The 16,286-nt window shown below is 52.1% G+C and carries 16 protein-coding genes; 5 read left to right on the plus strand and 11 right to left on the minus strand.

Translation table 11 applies throughout. The annotated features are described in order from the left end of the window. Positions 1–612: 612 nt before the first annotated feature. Entirely contained in the window at positions 613–981 is a 369-nt protein-coding gene (locus PORAS_RS06235; RefSeq protein ID WP_013760602.1) for a DUF488 domain-containing protein, read from the minus strand. A gap of 225 nt (positions 982–1,206) precedes the next feature. Between PORAS_RS06235 and PORAS_RS06240 the strand changes: the two genes are divergently transcribed. Next, positions 1,207–2,445: a DUF438 domain-containing protein gene (locus PORAS_RS06240; RefSeq protein ID WP_013760603.1), complete on the plus strand. Its 1,239-nt coding sequence runs from the start codon at positions 1,207–1,209 to the stop codon at positions 2,443–2,445. Continuing rightward, the gene (locus PORAS_RS06245; RefSeq protein WP_013760604.1) at positions 2,438–2,695 is read left to right on the plus strand and encodes a DUF1858 domain-containing protein; all 258 of its coding nucleotides are present in this window, start codon (positions 2,438–2,440) and stop codon (positions 2,693–2,695) included. The genes PORAS_RS06240 and PORAS_RS06245 overlap by 8 nt, the downstream gene beginning before the upstream one ends. Before the next feature lie 121 nt (positions 2,696–2,816). Here the strand turns inward: PORAS_RS06245 and PORAS_RS06250 are convergent, their stop codons facing one another. From PORAS_RS06250 to pstS, 10 genes are all read right to left on the minus strand, one after another. After that, the gene (locus PORAS_RS06250; protein ID WP_013760605.1) at positions 2,817–4,298 is read right to left on the minus strand and encodes a bifunctional metallophosphatase/5'-nucleotidase; all 1,482 of its coding nucleotides are present in this window, start codon (positions 4,296–4,298) and stop codon (positions 2,817–2,819) included. Positions 4,299–4,314: 16 nt separating this feature from the next. After that, positions 4,315–5,814 (minus strand): exodeoxyribonuclease VII large subunit, encoded by a 1,500-nt coding sequence (gene xseA / locus PORAS_RS06255; RefSeq protein WP_013760606.1) that lies wholly within the window; start codon positions 5,812–5,814, stop codon positions 4,315–4,317. Between the two features lie 22 nt (positions 5,815–5,836). Then, complete coding sequence (gene ruvB / locus PORAS_RS06260; RefSeq protein ID WP_004331566.1) at positions 5,837–6,883, minus strand: Holliday junction branch migration DNA helicase RuvB; 1,047 nt, start codon at positions 6,881–6,883, stop codon at positions 5,837–5,839. Positions 6,884–7,070: 187 nt separating this feature from the next. Further along, positions 7,071–8,891 carry a sensor histidine kinase gene (gene phoR / locus PORAS_RS06265; protein WP_013760607.1) on the minus strand — a complete coding sequence of 607 codons (1,821 nt, stop codon included), beginning with the start codon at positions 8,889–8,891 and terminating at the stop codon, positions 7,071–7,073. 40 nt (positions 8,892–8,931) lie between these two features. Continuing rightward, positions 8,932–9,633, minus strand: coding sequence for a two-component system response regulator PhoB (gene phoB, locus PORAS_RS06270; protein WP_013760608.1), 702 nt, complete (start codon positions 9,631–9,633; stop codon positions 8,932–8,934). Next, entirely contained in the window at positions 9,614–10,351 is a 738-nt protein-coding gene (locus PORAS_RS06275; protein WP_013760609.1) for a phosphate signaling complex PhoU family protein, read from the minus strand. Before PORAS_RS06275 ends, phoB begins: the two co-directional genes overlap by 20 nt. A 72-nt stretch (positions 10,352–10,423) precedes the next feature. Further along, positions 10,424–11,212 carry a phosphate ABC transporter ATP-binding protein gene (locus tag PORAS_RS06280; RefSeq protein ID WP_004331615.1) on the minus strand — a complete coding sequence of 263 codons (789 nt, stop codon included), beginning with the start codon at positions 11,210–11,212 and terminating at the stop codon, positions 10,424–10,426. Positions 11,213–11,234: 22 nt separating this feature from the next. Then, a complete protein-coding gene (gene pstA, locus PORAS_RS06285) occupies positions 11,235–12,113 on the minus strand; it encodes a phosphate ABC transporter permease PstA (RefSeq protein WP_013760610.1) in 879 nt (292 codons plus the stop codon). A 7-nt stretch (positions 12,114–12,120) separates the two neighbouring features. Then, the gene (gene pstC, locus PORAS_RS06290) at positions 12,121–13,011 is read right to left on the minus strand and encodes a phosphate ABC transporter permease subunit PstC (RefSeq protein WP_004331605.1); all 891 of its coding nucleotides are present in this window, start codon (positions 13,009–13,011) and stop codon (positions 12,121–12,123) included. A gap of 223 nt (positions 13,012–13,234) precedes the next feature. Next, complete coding sequence (pstS, locus tag PORAS_RS06295; protein ID WP_013760611.1) at positions 13,235–14,308, minus strand: phosphate ABC transporter substrate-binding protein PstS; 1,074 nt, start codon at positions 14,306–14,308, stop codon at positions 13,235–13,237. A 457-nt stretch (positions 14,309–14,765) separates the two neighbouring features. Here pstS and rpsF point away from each other — a divergent pair, with 457 nt between their 5' ends. Genes rpsF through rplI form a run of 3 tightly spaced genes read left to right on the plus strand, consistent with a single transcriptional unit; the run spans position 14,766 to position 15,971 of the window. Further along, positions 14,766–15,113, plus strand: coding sequence for a 30S ribosomal protein S6 (rpsF, locus tag PORAS_RS06300; protein ID WP_004331666.1), 348 nt, complete (start codon positions 14,766–14,768; stop codon positions 15,111–15,113). Between the two features lie 2 nt (positions 15,114–15,115). Next, positions 15,116–15,382, plus strand: coding sequence for a 30S ribosomal protein S18 (gene rpsR / locus PORAS_RS06305; RefSeq protein ID WP_004331634.1), 267 nt, complete (start codon positions 15,116–15,118; stop codon positions 15,380–15,382). Between the two features lie 25 nt (positions 15,383–15,407). After that, positions 15,408–15,971: a 50S ribosomal protein L9 gene (gene rplI, locus PORAS_RS06310; RefSeq protein WP_013760612.1), complete on the plus strand. Its 564-nt coding sequence runs from the start codon at positions 15,408–15,410 to the stop codon at positions 15,969–15,971. Positions 15,972–16,286: the final 315 nt, after the last annotated feature.

A 16,286-nucleotide genomic window follows, 5' to 3' on the forward strand; every position in this document is an offset into this window, starting at 1 on the left:
TTTCTCGCTTGTCGCTAATGTGTAGCTTCTGAAAGAACGATTATGATGCGTTAGCCCTGACTGGGCAAATTAGGCGCTGGCTCGTTACAATAATTTATAACCAACTACATATCGATACGGAGCTATGTTGGGGAAAACTGATTTCCACGTGGAGATTTCGAAATATCCACGTGGAGGATTTTTATTTCCCACGTGGGGAAGAAAAAACTCTTCGGAGGAATCAAATGAAACTTCGGAGGAAGTGAATCACGCCCACGTGGAAAATAAAAAATATCCACGTGGAGATTTGAGATTTTCCACGTGGATATTCGAGAAAGGAGGGAATCGGACGAGTTCCTTCGTAAATATATGTAAAGCCACAAGAGGTGAGGATCGCGAGAATCCATGGGCTGACACATTACATTCTAATGACCTCATCTATTTCTCACTTGTCGCTAATGTGTAGCTCCTAATTATAATGCGTCAGCCCTGATTACAACGGCTAATTCCTATTTTGAGGTGCTGAGGGAGAAGCTACATTTTGACAGCACCTCTTACACAGTCATTATGATCACTGATTACACATTTGTTTTCCCCATCTATGTCTCCAGTCTCAAACACATCAACTGTTGCTTACTGAGGCATCTGTTCTGCCAACCATTCTTTCAAGACAACAGCATGATTGTATTTCTCGTTTTTTGCGCCATACAGCAGGGTCACATTATGATCTTGCAACTTCTGCGCACACAAATCTTTAAACTCCTGTGATGCTGAGTTCTCGGACAATTCCTGTCTGTATCTCTGTTTAAACTCATCATATCTTTCAGGAGTATGGGAAAACCATCTTCGAAGTCCATCTGATGGTGCAATCTCCTTAGCCCATAAATCAATTTCAGCATTTTCCTTTTTCATTCCTCGTGGCCATAGTTTGTCCACAAGAACACGAAAACCATCTGCTTCAACTGGAGTTTGATAGATTCGCTTGTATCTCAATTCATTCATTATGTATTGTCGCCTTTAAGGTGAATTCATTCATTCGTGGTCAAAGGCAAATGTACGAATAAGTCATCATAATACGGCGTTGCTGATTGAATCTACGCTACGGGATAGTATGTCTTATAATCTGACCAAAATGTGTACATTTGCTGGCGACTGGTTAGCCCTAAGGGGGTGACCAGCCAGTCTTGATTAGGCTGATATAAATTCACTTTAAACAACCTGTGAAGTATGAGCGAATTCTTACATAACACACCTGATGAGCGCAAGGCGATGCTCAAGGAGATACTCCTGCGCTTACATCAAGGAGAACAACCCGAAACTCTAAAGCGGCAACTCTCCACACTCCTCCACGCTATTCCCTACCAAGAGGTCGTTGCCGTGGAGGAGGAGCTAATAGCTCATGGACTACTATCGACAGATGAGATACAGCTCTTTTGCGATCACCACTCGGAGATCCTAGATGGAGCTATTGATGTGAGTGGGGCTAAAGAGGTGCCTGCGGGGCATCCCATAGACACCTTTAGAGCAGAGAATGTAGCTCTAGGAGAAGTAGTCGCCGAGTACTATGCTTTGGCAAAGGAGGTCAAAGAGCAGCACTGCGAGCGTCCTCTCTCGGAACTCTTGCTAAGTCTGAGATCTATCTTCAACCGACTGATGGATGTAGACAAGCACTATCTGCGCAAAGAGTACCTCCTCTTCCCATACTTAGAGCAACATGGAGTGACTGGACCTCCTGTAGTCATGTGGGGCAAGCACGATGAGATTAGGAAGCTACTCAAGAGTGCCATAGCAGTACTCTCTGGGGAGACTTCAGATATGGCATCTCTGAGAGCTCACATCGTGGAGACCTTTGACCCCGCAGTGGAGATGCTGGACAGTATGATCACCAAAGAGGAGATGATCCTCTTCCCAATGACACTGGACCTACTGTCGGAGGCTGAGTGGTATCACATCTATCAGGAGACCCCAGAGTTTGGATACTGCCTATATGACCCACAGACTGTATGGCAAGCAGACGTGGAGGCGGACGACCTGCACTTTCAGTACGAGAGTCATGATGCTATACGGCTGTCCACTGGAGCCTTTAGCGTAGCGGAGCTAGAGGCTCTACTCATCCACCTCCCGATAGACATCACCTTTGTGGACAAAGACGATAAGGTGCGCTTCTACTCTCACAGCCCCAAGCGAGTCTTCGTACGCAATAGATCCATCATCGGTAGAGATGTGCGTATGTGTCATCCGCCCGAAAGTGTCCATGTCGTAGAGACTATCCTTGCGGACTTCAAGAGTGGTCGCCAGAATTGTGCTAAATTTTGGATTGGCAACTTCCGTGGGCGATTTATCTATATAGAGTACACGGCTGTGCGTGATCCCGAGGGTAACTATCTAGGGGTCGTCGAGTGCTCTCAGGATATTACTGAGCTACGGCAACTGGAAGGCTCTAGGACTCTTCTGAATTATGACTGATACGACACCTCTACTCATCACCCCTGAAACCAAAGTGGGGACGATGCTGGACCGCTACCCAGAGCTCATCGATACGCTTGTATCGCTCTCGGATCGGTATAGAAATCTGACCAATCCGATACTGCGCAAGAGTGTGGCACCTCGTACTCCGCTCAAGCTCGCAGCTCAGATGGGCGGTGTGGACTTAGCCCTACTGGTTAATACGCTACGCCAAGCCGTCGGACAGCCTCTGCTTGACTTGCCAAAGTAGGGCTTATACGTTCGTCTACTTGGAACGAGATTTAGAAAAAGGAGACTCAAACGCAGCTCGAAGCGGTTGAGTCTCCTCTTGTTTTGCCAGTAGTGGCGTGAGAGCAATGATGCGTGTTGCCTTAGCGAGCCACTCTGATGTTGTAGCGACTCTTGTAGTCCACCTGGGGCATCTCGGGAAGTGACTTAAGGTACTGGACGATCACCTCGGCAGTCGTGATGCCTTGGTTCTTGTCAGGAGCCGAAGTATGGTAGGTGTAGGCTGCCTGCACATAAGAGCTAGTAGCTAGCGTGTAGAGCTTGTCAGGATCAACTGGCTGATCGCTACCAGCGGGATAGACAGTGCAATCCAGCAGCACGCCTGTGTCATCAAGCAGATAGTCCACACGTAGCCCCGATGTATGAGCTGGCGTATTATTGTCAGTTGTCCAGGCATGGACGAAAAACTCCTTAAGCTGTCGACCCGTCATCGTGAGCACGGTCAGTTCATTACCAAAGGGGTCTAGACGCAGGATATCCTTGAGCGTGATATTGCCTTGGGGCAATTCACCAATGCGTACGCCTCCAGGGTTTTGCATCGCAAAGTCCGCATGACTATACCAGCGCTGCGCATCGGCAAAGATAGCCCCCAGCGTGTATTTGTCTTGGATAGGTTTTGGATTGGTCGTCACCACTTCGGCAAAAAGCGGATTAGCATTGTAGCCTTCTACCATGCGCTGCATTTTCTCATTGACCCCACCAGCGTGCGGATCTGCGGGGAGAAGCATCTCTTGGTGTGAGAGCACCTGCCCACCTCTATGTTGTATCAGTGCGAGGGAGATGTAGTGTGCCTTGTAGCCAGACTGCACGATGGGTACCGCAGCGTGCAGGTTGTTCGGGTGATCAATGAGCGTGTGCGAGTGTCCCCCCACGATGAGATCTAGGTAAGGAGCCACCTGCGCCAGTAGCGTATCCTTCTGCACGCCAATGTGCGTAAGAGCTATCTGCAGATCCGAGCAGCCCGCTAGATAGCGGTAGTTCTTAACCTCTTCGAGTGGTTGGGTGAAAGCTACGCCCCGTACATTTTTCGGGTGCGAATCGGGAATGCCTAGCTCGCCCAATTGAAGCAGCCCCACGACAGAGACCCTCGTGCCGTCAGGCATCGTGAAGATCTTGTAGGGTTTCAGCGCAATACCATAGGAGGGCGAGGGGAAGACATTGGCCGAAAGGAAAGGGAACTTAGCCCGATGCGAAATGTCACCCAACCCGTGCTGCCCCAAGTCAAACTCATGATTGCCCAGAGCCGAAGCGTCAAAGCGCATCTCATTCATCAGTTCGATGATCGGTAGCCCCTTTGGCTGGAAGTTGTCGTTGATTGGGTTGCCCGTCTGTAGGTCACCCGCAGCCAGTAGGAGCAGATTGGGATAGATCGCCCGCATACTATCGACCATAAAGGCGATGCGGGGCAACTGGTCGATGTTGGCGTGGATGTCATTGAGCCCTACGACAGCAAGCGTTGACACGCCACTCGGCTGCGCCTGCTGCTTGACACGGCAAGACGACAGGCTCCCCACGAGGAGTAGAAGCAGCGCACTGTAAAGTGCATGGTTAAAGGTCTTTCTCATGATATGGATTGCTTTTTTATGGTTCTTTCAATTGGCTCAGCGTAGCCGAGAGCGTACCCTTAGCTAGGCGTAGCTCTATGTCATCGCCCTCACGGAGCTGCGATGGGCTTTTGACTAGCTCGCCCTTATGGTGCACGATAGCGTAGCCACGCTGCAGGATCGTCTGCGGGTCCATCGCTCGGATGATCTGCGCCAGATGCTCTATCTGCGTGCGCTGCGTGGTCGTAATCTTGCGCTGCTCCTGCAGGCTCTGCTGCCTAGCTTGCCACTGGTTGAGCTGAGCCGTGAGGTAACTCGCATAGCGATGCCTAAACTGGGTTAAGAGCGTATCCCACTGAAGCTGATAGCGCATAGGCAAGTAGCGAGCAGCACCTGCTAGGCGCTCCCGTTGCGACTCCAGCAGTGCGTGCTGATCGCGCAGTAGCGTATGAGGAGAGACGGAGAGCTGTTCACGTAGCAAGAGCATCTGGCGCTCCTCACGATGTAGCTGCTCTAGCGTTGTCTGCCTGAGCAATTGAGCCAAGCGCTCTAGCCCCGTTTGCGCCGTCTGTCTAGCCTCCTGCCAAGCGCGCTCCAGTCGCTGATGTGCCTCCTCGAGGAGCGTGTACTCTGCACACCAAGCATCGATCACAGCGGTAGCCACTGCCGTAGGGGTCTTGAAGGCTCTGTGCGAAACTAAGTCCACGACGCTCTCGTCCCGATCGTGACCGATACCACTCCACACAGGGAGCGAAAACTCCGCCACGGCACGAGCTACGGCAAAGTCATCGAAGGTACCCAAATCAGCCGTGGCACCCCCACCTCGTATGATGACTACAAGGTCAAAGAGCGTCTCGTGCTGACGCACCCTTTCGAGTGCTGCGACGATGGACTGCGGAGCACTCTTGCCCTGCATCGTCGCCCGAAAGAGAGCCTTCTCTATAAAAGGAGCCACCGCACTCTCCTCCAGATGTCTCGTGAAGTCTTGGTAGCCGGCAGCCGTTGGCGAGGAGATGATGGCGATGCGTCGCAAAGGTCTCGGCATCGGGTACTGCTTGTTACGCTCCATCAGCCCCATACGCTCTAAGAGCTGGAGCGTCTCACGTCTTTGTCGTGCCACCTCACCCAGTGTGTAGCTTGGATCAATATCCTGTATGTCTAGTTGTAGCCCGTAGCGTGGGTCATACTTGAGCTCCACGAGCGCCAATATCTTGATCCCGTCCGTGAGCGGCTGACCCGTCACCTGCTGAAAGTGCTGAGCGATCTGATTGTAGCGACTGGCCCAGATCACAGCTGAGATCTGCGCCGATAGCTCTCCTCCACCCAACTCAGGATGTAGCGGGTCTGATGCTTTATCTATCAAGTTAAAGTAGCAATGCCCCCGTTGGCTACGTCCACGGTAGCCACTCACCTCACCCGTTACGTAATAGAGCCGATTGTAATAGTGGTCAATGCAGCGCTGCAACGAACCCAGTAGCTCGGTTAGCGTGTACCGCTTGGCTACTAGGTCTGAAGCTTGCATCTCTAGTGAGGACATGGCGCAGGAAAACGGCTTTTATTTAGTCAAAAAGGGATACCTCTGGGGGCAACTCCTGCCGATAGGTACGTCCCAAGTGAGCATACGCCAAGCGTGTCGCCTGCCGTCCCGTACGGGTCCGCTGTATGAAGCCCTCCTGAATGAGAAACGGCTCATAGACCTCCTCGATCGTGCCTGGGTCTTCACCCATTGCCGTGGCTATGGTGGTCAGTCCGACAGGCCCTCCGTCAAACTTATCGATGATGGTCTTCAGCAGCTTGTGATCCGTATGATCTAACCCATGCTTATCTATGTGCAGCGCTTCGAGCGCCACCGTCGTAATGTCGCTATCGATGACACCGTTACCCTTGACCTGTGCAAAGTCTCGCACACGCTTCAGGAGCGCGTTAGCGATACGAGGCGTGCCACGACTACGCAGCGCAATGCCCCGAGCAGCCTCCTCCTCGCACGGCACCTCTAGGATGCGAGCCGAGCGTAGCACGATGTCCGTAAGCGTATCCACATCGTAGTACTCTAGATGTAGGTTGATGCCAAAGCGGTCTCGTAGCGGAGCCGTCAGCAGACCGCTGCGCGTGGTCGCCCCTACCAGTGTAAAGGGGTTGAGGTCTATCTGTATGGAACGCGCCCCTGGCCCTTTGTCGATCATGAGATCGATCCGAAAGTCCTCCATAGCCGAGTAGAGGTACTCCTCTACAGTATGGCTCAGGCGATGGATCTCATCGATGAAAAGCACGTCACGAGGCTCCAGAGAAGTGAGCAGTCCCGCTAAGTCTCCCGCTTTCTCCAGCACAGGACCCGAAGTAATCTTCATACCGACCCCTAGCTCATGCGAGATGATGTGCGAGAGGGTCGTCTTGCCTAGTCCGGGAGGACCGTACAGGAGGACGTGGTCGAGTGCTTCGTCACGGCGACGAGCCGCCTCGACGAAGACCTTCAGATTGTCCACGACATGCCCCTGACCTCGGAAACTATCGAAGTAGGAGGGGCGCAACTGCTCCTCCTGCTGTAGGTCAGACAAACTCTGCGGGGGCGTACGCTCCTCGCGTATATCAAATGGATCTCCGTTCATACGTCAGCAAAGTTAGCGAAAAAGGGCATAGCCCAGGCGTAAAGGTGAAATTGGATGGTGAAATGCCCCTATAGGGCTCGTTTGCTCAAAAGGGGGCTGGGATAGCAAAAATAGAAAGCTCAACCGCTTCTCTTCAGCGATTGAGCTCTCTGGGGATGCCTTTTATGACTTATGTCGGAAAGAAGTGTTAGCCCTCTCGGGTTGCCTTGTCGGGTACGCTCTTGGCTAGCGAGAAGAAGAACTCGAGACCTCCCGTGGGTCTGTTCTTTGCGGAGATCTCACCGCCGTGGAAGCGTATAGCATTTCGTACTATAGAGAGTCCCAGTCCCGATCCGCCCATCTCACGACTGCGTCCCTCATCGATGCGGTAGAAGCGGTCGAAGATCTTAGCCAGGCTCTCGCTCTCGGGGATGCCAGGGCCGTTGTCGGCAAAGGTGAAGTAGTAGTATCGCTCGTCCTCCATCGTCTGCTCGATCTCTATGGTACTGCCAGCGCCAGCGTAGCGAATGCTATTCTCCGTCAGATTGGCAAAGACAGCATAGAGTAGCGAGTGGTTGGCCTGTACGGTGGTTTGCTCAGGAATTCGATTGCAGATGGTCATCTGCTCCTTTTGAAGCTTGATCTCTAGGGCTGCTTTGACCTCTTCGACGACACTGTACGGGGTGAGCTCCTGCAAGGCGTAGAGGTCGCTCGCCTCCTCCAGCTTGGTGATCATAGAGACGTCGCTGATAAGCTGTGAGAGACGTATCATCTGATTGTAAGTGCGCTCGATGAAGTAGCGCTGCTTCTCCTCAGGAAGTGGCTGGTTGAGTATTGTCTCGAGGTAACCACGGGCGCAAGTGACCGGCGTGCGTAGCTCGTGGGCTATGCTATTGGTCATGTCGTGCTTGAGGCGACGATCGTTTTCCTTCTTAGTTACATTGGTCAGGACGATCTCAAAGCTATTGTCGGGGAAGAGCTGTGCGCGCACCTCTATATGCGCCCCATCCTTGTCGATGATGTATCGTGTGGAGCGCGGAGCGGCACCTGGGTGAGCCTCTTGGTCGGCTAGAAGAGTCTTGACCTGATGAAGCTCTGGGTAGTCGAGGATGCGCTCATCGATGATAAAGGTGGGGGTGTCGACGAGGGTGTTGAGATTCTGTATGAAGTGGCTATTGGCATAGATAAACTTGCTCTCCTCACTAAAGAAAGATATGCCGGCGTCGGAGCTGGCGAAGTGCTGTATGAGCTTCTCGCGCTCGATCTCATAGCGACTTCTGCTCTCTTCGAGCATCTTAAAGATCTTCTTGAGCTGCTCTCCTAGCTCCCCGATCTCACTCTTAGGAAAAGTGACGGACTCGTACTCCTCACCAGCTTGTGCCTTCGCTACAAAGTCGTGAAGCTTACGCACGGAGCGAGAGAATTGGTCGGTAAAGAAGACGACCGCCAGCAGTGCTAGACTGAAGATACCGACGATGAGGAGGAGGAAGAAGTGATTGGAGCGAAAGTAGTTGACATAGTCTATATGATAGGGTATGGCTACACGTATGTAGTAGCCCTGATCTTGGTACTGCTTGGCAAAGTAGTAGAAGTCTTCTTTGAGCGTCTCGCTATACCGCTTGGAGGTGCCAGTGCCATTGAAATTAGCTTGTTGTAGCTCTACGCGTGAGAGGTGGTTCTCAGGGATTGGCCCCTGGGTGACGTTGTCAAAGTAGACGTCGCCCTTTAGGTTGATGATCGTAAAGCGTAGATTGTGCGGGAGGTAGGATAGGAAGCGTCTTAGATCGTCCTGATCTGGCCAGTTGCTAAAGGCTGAGAGCGAGTCACGCCCTGGCACCTGCGGGTTCGCTTCGTAGTCTGCAATGTAACTATCGACACAGTCAGCGGTCTGCTCAAGGTATGACACGAGCGCTTTGGTCTTGATCTCCTTTTCGGAGGCCCGCTGTACGAAGTAGATAATCCCGCCAAAGATGATAAAGAGCAGAGCTGCGGAGATAAGGACTTTGGACTTATAGTTGTACTGACTCATAGTAGGACGATAACGATAGGGTGTGTTAGGTAAATAGGAACTACTGTGCCTCCTCCTCGACGAGGCAATAGCCGAAGCCTGAGCGGTTGATGATCTTGATCCCGCTACCACGTAGCTTCTTGCGTATGCGGGTGATATGTACGTCGATGGTGCGCTCCATAACGAATACATCTTCCCGCCATATGCGATCGAGAATCTCTTCGCGTGAGAAGACTTTGCTGGGGTCGCGTGCCAGTAGGATGAGTATCTCGAGCTCCTTCTTGGTTAGATCGATAGGCTCGCCATTGATGAAGACCTGCTTGGCATCTAGGTCAATGAGGAGCGTGCCGATCTCTATCTGACTCTCTTCGAAGTCTAGTCCGCCCTGCAGGGAGCGCATGAGGATAGCCTGAATGCGTGCTTGTAGCTCTTTGATGGAGAAGGGCTTCGCCATATAGTCATCGGCTCCGATGTTAAAGCCCGTGAGAAGATCGTTTTCAGTACCCTTGGCAGTGAGGAAGATGATGGGCGTGGTGAGCTTCTTATCCCGTCGTATGAGCTCAGCAAGCTTGAAGCCGCTCATGCCAGGCATCATCACATCGAGGATGAGTAGGTGATACTCCTCGAGCGGCATTTTGAGTGCCTCCTCAGCGTTGGCTGCTGTGGAGACTTGGTATCCCTCGCCAGCAAGGTTGAAGGTAAGTATCTCACGGAGATCCTCCTCATCATCAACGAGGAGGAGTTTAAACTTCTTCTTGTCCATAGTTCTCTAGCTCTTGTTCGGTGGGGATCTCTACTTTTTGATTCTTAGCGTGCAGCAGGTTCTTGCCTTCTGAATGGAAGATAGCAGCCTCGGCAATGTTTGTCGCATTGTCTCCGATGCGCTCTAGATTGTAGGCTATGCTGCTGATCGCTAGTGAAGCCTGTATGGAGTCTACATCGGGGCTTAGCTCCGAGTCTAGGAGTGCTTGAGGCAGTGAGTCATTGATCTGATAGTGTAGATCGTCTATATGTGTATCTCGACTGATGACTCGTCGTGAGAGGTCTGAGTCTCCGGCAAAGAACGAGGTGACCGCGTCGGTGACCATCTGATAAGTCTCCGAGAGCATCTCCTGTAGCGTCTCAGTGTACTGAAGGTAGAGTCCATTACTAGAGTCGATCGTACGGGTGAAGTTGGCTACATTGAGCAGCAGATCACCTATGCGCTCTAGGTAGCTGGTCATATCGTGTAGGGCAAACATACGTCTGGCCTCAGAGGCACGAGGGGTATAGAGTACGATCCCGTTGATGACCTCGCTCCTTATCTTGACCTCTAGGCTATCTATGATCGTCTCATTCATCTCGATGTGCTCGTAGTCGTCAGGCTCGACGATCCCGCTGAGGAGCTGCTGTATGATCTCTACTTGGCGAGCGATCACTTTGTTGAGTACGTTGAAGTCTTCCTTGATCAGGACGACGTGGTGATCCATATTGGGTGACATAGGTTGTGACAGTTACGTTTTTACTTGATAGTGTGAGTGTCTGTCTGTATGGCAGATCTAAGGTACGATGTTTTATCCAAAGTTGCCCTGTAGGTAGTCCTCGGTGCGCTGATCGCTGGGGTTGGTAAACATCTTGTCGGTGCGGTCATACTCGACCAGCTCACCGAGGTACATAAACATCGAGCGGTCGGATATGCGTGCGGCCTGCCCCATATTGTGTGTGACGATGAGGATGGCTATCTCCTTCTTGAGCTCTAGGATCAGTTCCTCGATGCAATTGGTCGCTATCGGGTCTAGTGCGGAGGTAGGTTCGTCCATCAGGAGTAGCCGAGGACGCAGAGCCAAGGCGCGAGCGATGCATAGTCGCTGCTGCTGTCCGCCCGAGAGGAAGGAGCCACGCTTGTCTAGTCTGTCCTTGACCTCCTCCCAGAGTCCGACCGACTGCAGAGAGGTGGTGAGGATCTCTTCGCGCTGCGCCTTGGAGACTTTGATGCCGTTGAGCTTGTAGCCCGCCATCACATTGTCGGCGATGCTCATCGTCGGGAAGGGGTTCGGCTGCTGGAAGACCATTCCCGCCATACGACGGACGACCATCGGGTCTTTCTCTAAGATATTCTCTCCCTGTAGGAGGATGCGCCCATCGGTACGTATACCTGGGTAAAGCTCGTGCATGCGGTTGATGGCACGTAGCAGGGTACTCTTGCCACAACCACTAGGGCCCATGATGGCGGTGATCTCGTGGTCGTAGATCTCCGCAGAGACCTTGGTCACGGCACTCTTCTCAGGAGTGTACCAGATGCTTACGTTGTCTAGCTGGAGGACCACTTCGGGCGTTGTCGTCTGTATAGAGTTTGGAGTCATGCTTTGGACAAAAAAGAAGTTACTAGTAGCGTGTCCGGTCGGAGATACGCTTGGCGATAAAGTTTAGAAGTAGCACTAGGAGTAGGAGAAAGAGCGAAGAGCTCCAGATCATCTCCTGAAGGTTGGGATCACTGTAAAACTCCCAGATGAGTAGCGGCACGGCCGACGAAGGCGTGTCGAGCGTCCACGATATGCGGGCACTGCCTAGAGCGGTCATGATGAGTGGTGCCGTCTCGCCGATGATACGACTCACAGCTAGCAGGACGCCTGTCAGCAGACCACCCATAGCAGAGGGGAGGAGGATCTTAAGCACCATCTTGCGGTAAGAGCATCCGAGAGCGAGCGCCGACTCTTTGAAGGACTTAGGCAGTCGCGCCAGCGTCTCCTCGGTAGAGCGTATGATGAGCGGTAGCATCATGATCGCCAGAGCCACAGCACCCGCTAGAGCCGAGTAGCCTCGCATCGGTAGTACCACCCAAGCGTATACGATGATACCGATGACGATCGAGGGGGTGCCTTGTAGTAGGTCAGTGACGAAGCGTACTACATTGGCGAGGCGTGTGGATCTATTCTCCGAAAGATAGATACCGCCTAGGAGTCCTATAGGAATAGCGATGATAGAGGCTACGAGGGTCATGATAAGGGTGCCGACGATACCATTAGCGATACCGCCTGGGAGTATCGTGTGAGAGCCTTCGATCGTGTTGGCGCGCTTAGCCATCATCGCCTCGACAGCTGTCGGTGCCGTCCTAGTAAAGAAGTCCCAGTTGATCTGCTGGTACCCCTCTAGGACGATCTTGCCGATGATGAGAAAGAGCGGTATGACGGTGATGCAGGCGAGTACGATATTGACTAGATAGACCGTGCGGTCCCAGCCCTGTCTTACTTTGAGTGATGCCATGGTCTGTTTAGGCTCGTTTCTTGTTTAGGATAATCTTCACAATGCCGTTGATGATGGCTGTGATGAGGAAGAGGACTAGAGCGATCGCTATGAGCGAACTGAGCTTGAGTCCGTGCGCCTCGTTGAACTGATTAGCGATCAGCGAAGCCATGCTCTGTCCTGTGTCAAAGATCGATGTAGGCACCTTGTCCGTGTTGCCGATCAGCATGGTTACCGCCATCGTCTCACCGAGAGCTCGTCCCAGAGCGAGGATATAAGCTGCGACGATACCGCTCCGTGCGTTGGGCAGGATGACCGATCCGATCACCTCCGTGCGGGTGGCGCCGAGACTGTAGGCAGCCTCCTTGAGCGACTTAGGGGTGAGCATGACAAACTCCGCCGTGAGCGACGAGGCGTAGGGGATGATCATGACGGTCAGTATCAGCACCGAAGTGAGGATCCCGTAGCCATTGCCCTGAGGACCATCGATCATATCAATGAGTGGACGAAGGGTGTAGAAGCCCCACAGACCATACACGATAGAGGGGATGCCCGCCAGTAGGTCAGTCAGCGAACGGATGACGCCAGCGATGCGCTTACCCTTGAAGTACTCCCCGATGAAAAGCGCCACTGGTAGCGAAAAGGGGATGCACAGGATCAAGGCTAGTATCGAGGTGACCACGGTCCCTACGATAAAGGGCAACGCTCCATACTGCTCTCGCCCAGCCGTGGGGTCCCACTCGGAGGAGCAGATGAAGCGAAAGAAGCCAAACTCACTAAAGGCCTCCATGCTGTTACTAATCAGACTGATCAGCATCGCTAGGCAGATCAGTAGCATGAGGAGCCCCGAGCTCATGAGTAGACCTCGGAAGATCTTGTCACCGATAGGGCGTGACGCTTTACGGACGAGGGTAGACATATAGGCAGAGCTTATATTTATAAGGAGTAGGAGAGAAAGGTAAAGAGACATCTCTCCTCCGAATAGAGAGCGGTACAGGTCGGATGCGACTCACTAATTAATCGGAGCTATCCAGACGGCACTACTGTTGAGAGGGGAGGAGAGACGTTCTTTTGGCGTGAGGAGATTGCTACAGAGACCGTAGCAGCCTCTTCTTTTGTTTTTCTGGTGTATAAGGGGGGGGCTACTTCTTAGGAGAGCTAGTTAGGTCTATTGGCTTACCTCCATAGGTCAGCTTAGCTAGCTGCGCCTTGGCTGCTGCGATCATCTCAGCGGATAGCGGTGCGAAGTGGATCTGCGAAGTGATAGCCTGCGCCTCATCGCTTAGCATCCAGTTGAGTAGACGAGCCGTCTCGACAGCTTCAGCCTCTGAGTGGTTGTCGTACTGCATCTCTTGGTAGGCGATGAGCCAGGTGAGACAGCTAATAGGATAAGCCTCAGGGTGCGACGAGTTGGTGATCATCTGACGTGTGTCGGGTGCAACCTCGCCAGCAGCTGCTGCAGAGATAGACTCGAGCGAGGGGAGGACAAAGTTGCCAGCCTGATTCTGTACCATGGCTGTCGGTATGTCTAGTGAGAAGCTGTACTCACTACCTACATATCCGAGCGCACCATCCGTCTGCGCGATTACGCCAGCGACGCCTGGATTGCCCTTGGCAGCCATACCAGTAGGCCACTTGAGCGACTTGCCCTTGCCCACTTGTGTAGCCCAGTCGGTGCTCACCTTCGTTAGATAGTCGCTGAAGACGTTCGTCGTGCCACTACCATCGGAGCGATAGACGGGTGAGATCTCCTTGTCGGGGAGCTTTTGATCGGGGTTGATCGCAGCAATAGCGGGGTCGTTCCAGCGTGTTATCTTGCCTAGATAAATGTTGGCGATGATCTCGCCCGTGAGGTTCAGCTGTGAGATCTCAGGACAATTATAAGCGATGACGACAGCTCCCATGCAGGTCGGTATATGTACCACAGGACGAGGCATCTCGGCCATATCTTCATCGGATAGAAAAGCATCAGTAGCAGCAAAGTGCACCACTTCGTCCTTGAGGCTACGTATACCACCACCGCTGCCTACAGCACCATAATTAATATGTATACCTGACTGCTCCTCATAGGCTTTGAACGCCTCGGTATAGTAGGGTAGTGGGAAGGTTGCTCCTGCTGCATCTAGTTCTCTCACCTGACCACCTTTGCCTGCACAGCTGGCAGTCATGACGGCGATGGCGATGAAGGCTAAAGCCTTGAGTGTACTCTTATTCATAGTTCTATCAGTAAGTTAGTTGTCTATCTTAATGGGAGGTCCCTTCTGATCTTATCGGGGAGACCTCCCTTTTCGTTTGCAATATTACGGCCAATGGATTATTCCCCTGTGACGAAAATGTTACGGCGCTGTGAAGATGTTAAGCGATCGGGTGCCTTTGCTTTAGAAAGTGTCGATCTCCACGTGGAAATTCTCAAATCCCCACGTGAAGAATAAAAATTCTCCACGTAGGCGAGAAATAAAACTTCGGAGGAATCAAATGAAACTTCGGAGGAAATGATTCACGCCCACGTGAAAAATGAAAAATATCCACGTGGAGATTTGAGAATTTCCACGTGGATATCGGATAAGAGTCGCTTGAACCAAAACATTTTCTTAAGGGTCGGCAGAATGGATCGCTTGTTTATCCAATAAAAATGTGTACCTTTGCAGGCAATAGCGTTTTTACTAACTATATATGAACCACTACGAAACCGTTTTCATTTTAACTCCCGTTTTGTCTGATGCTCAGATGAAGGAAGCGGTAGATAAGTTCACCTCACATCTCACCTCTGCAGGTGCCACGATTGTGAACGATGAGCACTGGGGGCTCAAGAAGCTCGCCTATCCCATCGAGAAGAAGTCTACCGGATTCTATCACTTCATAGAGTTTGACGCTGAGCCCTCAGTGATCAAGCCCTTTGAGACACTCTTGAGACGTGACGAGACGGTCCTGCGCTACCTAACGATCGCTCAGGACAAGTTCCACCATGCGTATGCTGAGAAGCGTCGCTCACTGAAAAGTAACCCTGTAGCAGAGAAGTAATCATGGCAAGAACAAGAAGAGGTCGTTATAGCAGACCACTCCCAGGAGAGGTACAGCAGAAGAAGTACTGCCGCTTTAAGAAGGCTGGCATCAAGTATGTGGACTACAAGGATCCCGAGTTCCTTAAGAAGTTCCTCAACGATCAGGGTAAGATCCTCCCACGTCGTATCACAGGCAATAGCCTTAAGTTCCAGCGTCGTGTAGCTCAGGCTGTCAAGCGTGCTCGTCACCTAGCTCTGCTACCCTTCGTAACGGACCTTATGAAGTAATCATCACCTAGAGACCGATAAGACAATGGAAGTAATACTGAAAGAAGACATTATCAACCTAGGCTTTAAGGATGATATCGTAACCGTCAAGGACGGCTACGGACGCAACTATCTGATCCCTCAGAAGAAGGCTGTCATCGCTAGCGAGAGCGCTAAGAAGATGCTTGCTGAGGAGCTACGCCAGAGAGCTCACAAGCTCGAAGCTATCAAGCAGGAGGCGCAGGCTCTTGGCGAGAAGATCGATGGTCTACACCTAGAGATCAAGGCTAAGACATCTAAGTATGGTGTCATCTTTGGCTCTGTAACGAACATCCAGCTCGCTGAGGCACTCGCTGAGAAGGGCTTCGAGATCGATCGCAAGATCATCCAGATCAAGAAGGCTGTCAAGGAGGTCGGCGACTACGATGCTCAGGTACGTCTGCACCGCGATGTGATCGTTCCGATCACCTTTACCGTCATCTCGGAGAATCACGCCGTCATCGAGTCTGAGAATCCCGCTCCTGCACCTGCTGCTGAAGCACCTGCTGAGGAGGGCGCTGAGGAGGCTCCAAAGGCTCAGGCTGAGGAGACAGCTACGGCTGCCGAGTAAATCAATCGTATGCTCTACGGGTACTCTAGAGCAGTACAATATATAGCAAAAGGTCGTCACGTAGTATATACGTGGCGACCTTTTGCTATGACCTATTGCATAGTGCTTGCCGCTAGGAGATAAGACGGTGGCTTGATGCGGTTGAGACTGTTGCAAAAGTCAACAGTCTCACAATCTTGCTTGCAAGATTGTCCAGATTTTGCAGAAAGGATGAAGCGCAAGGCGCTGAGGGTGAGGTCTGAAGGGAGCATACCTCCGTATGTGACCGAAGCCGAATCCCGAAAGCAACACAGCGATTTGCCTTTATGCAACGGT

It is taken from the genome of Porphyromonas asaccharolytica DSM 20707, from assembly GCF_000212375.1.
Taxonomy (GTDB): Bacteria; Bacteroidota; Bacteroidia; order Bacteroidales; family Porphyromonadaceae; genus Porphyromonas; species Porphyromonas asaccharolytica.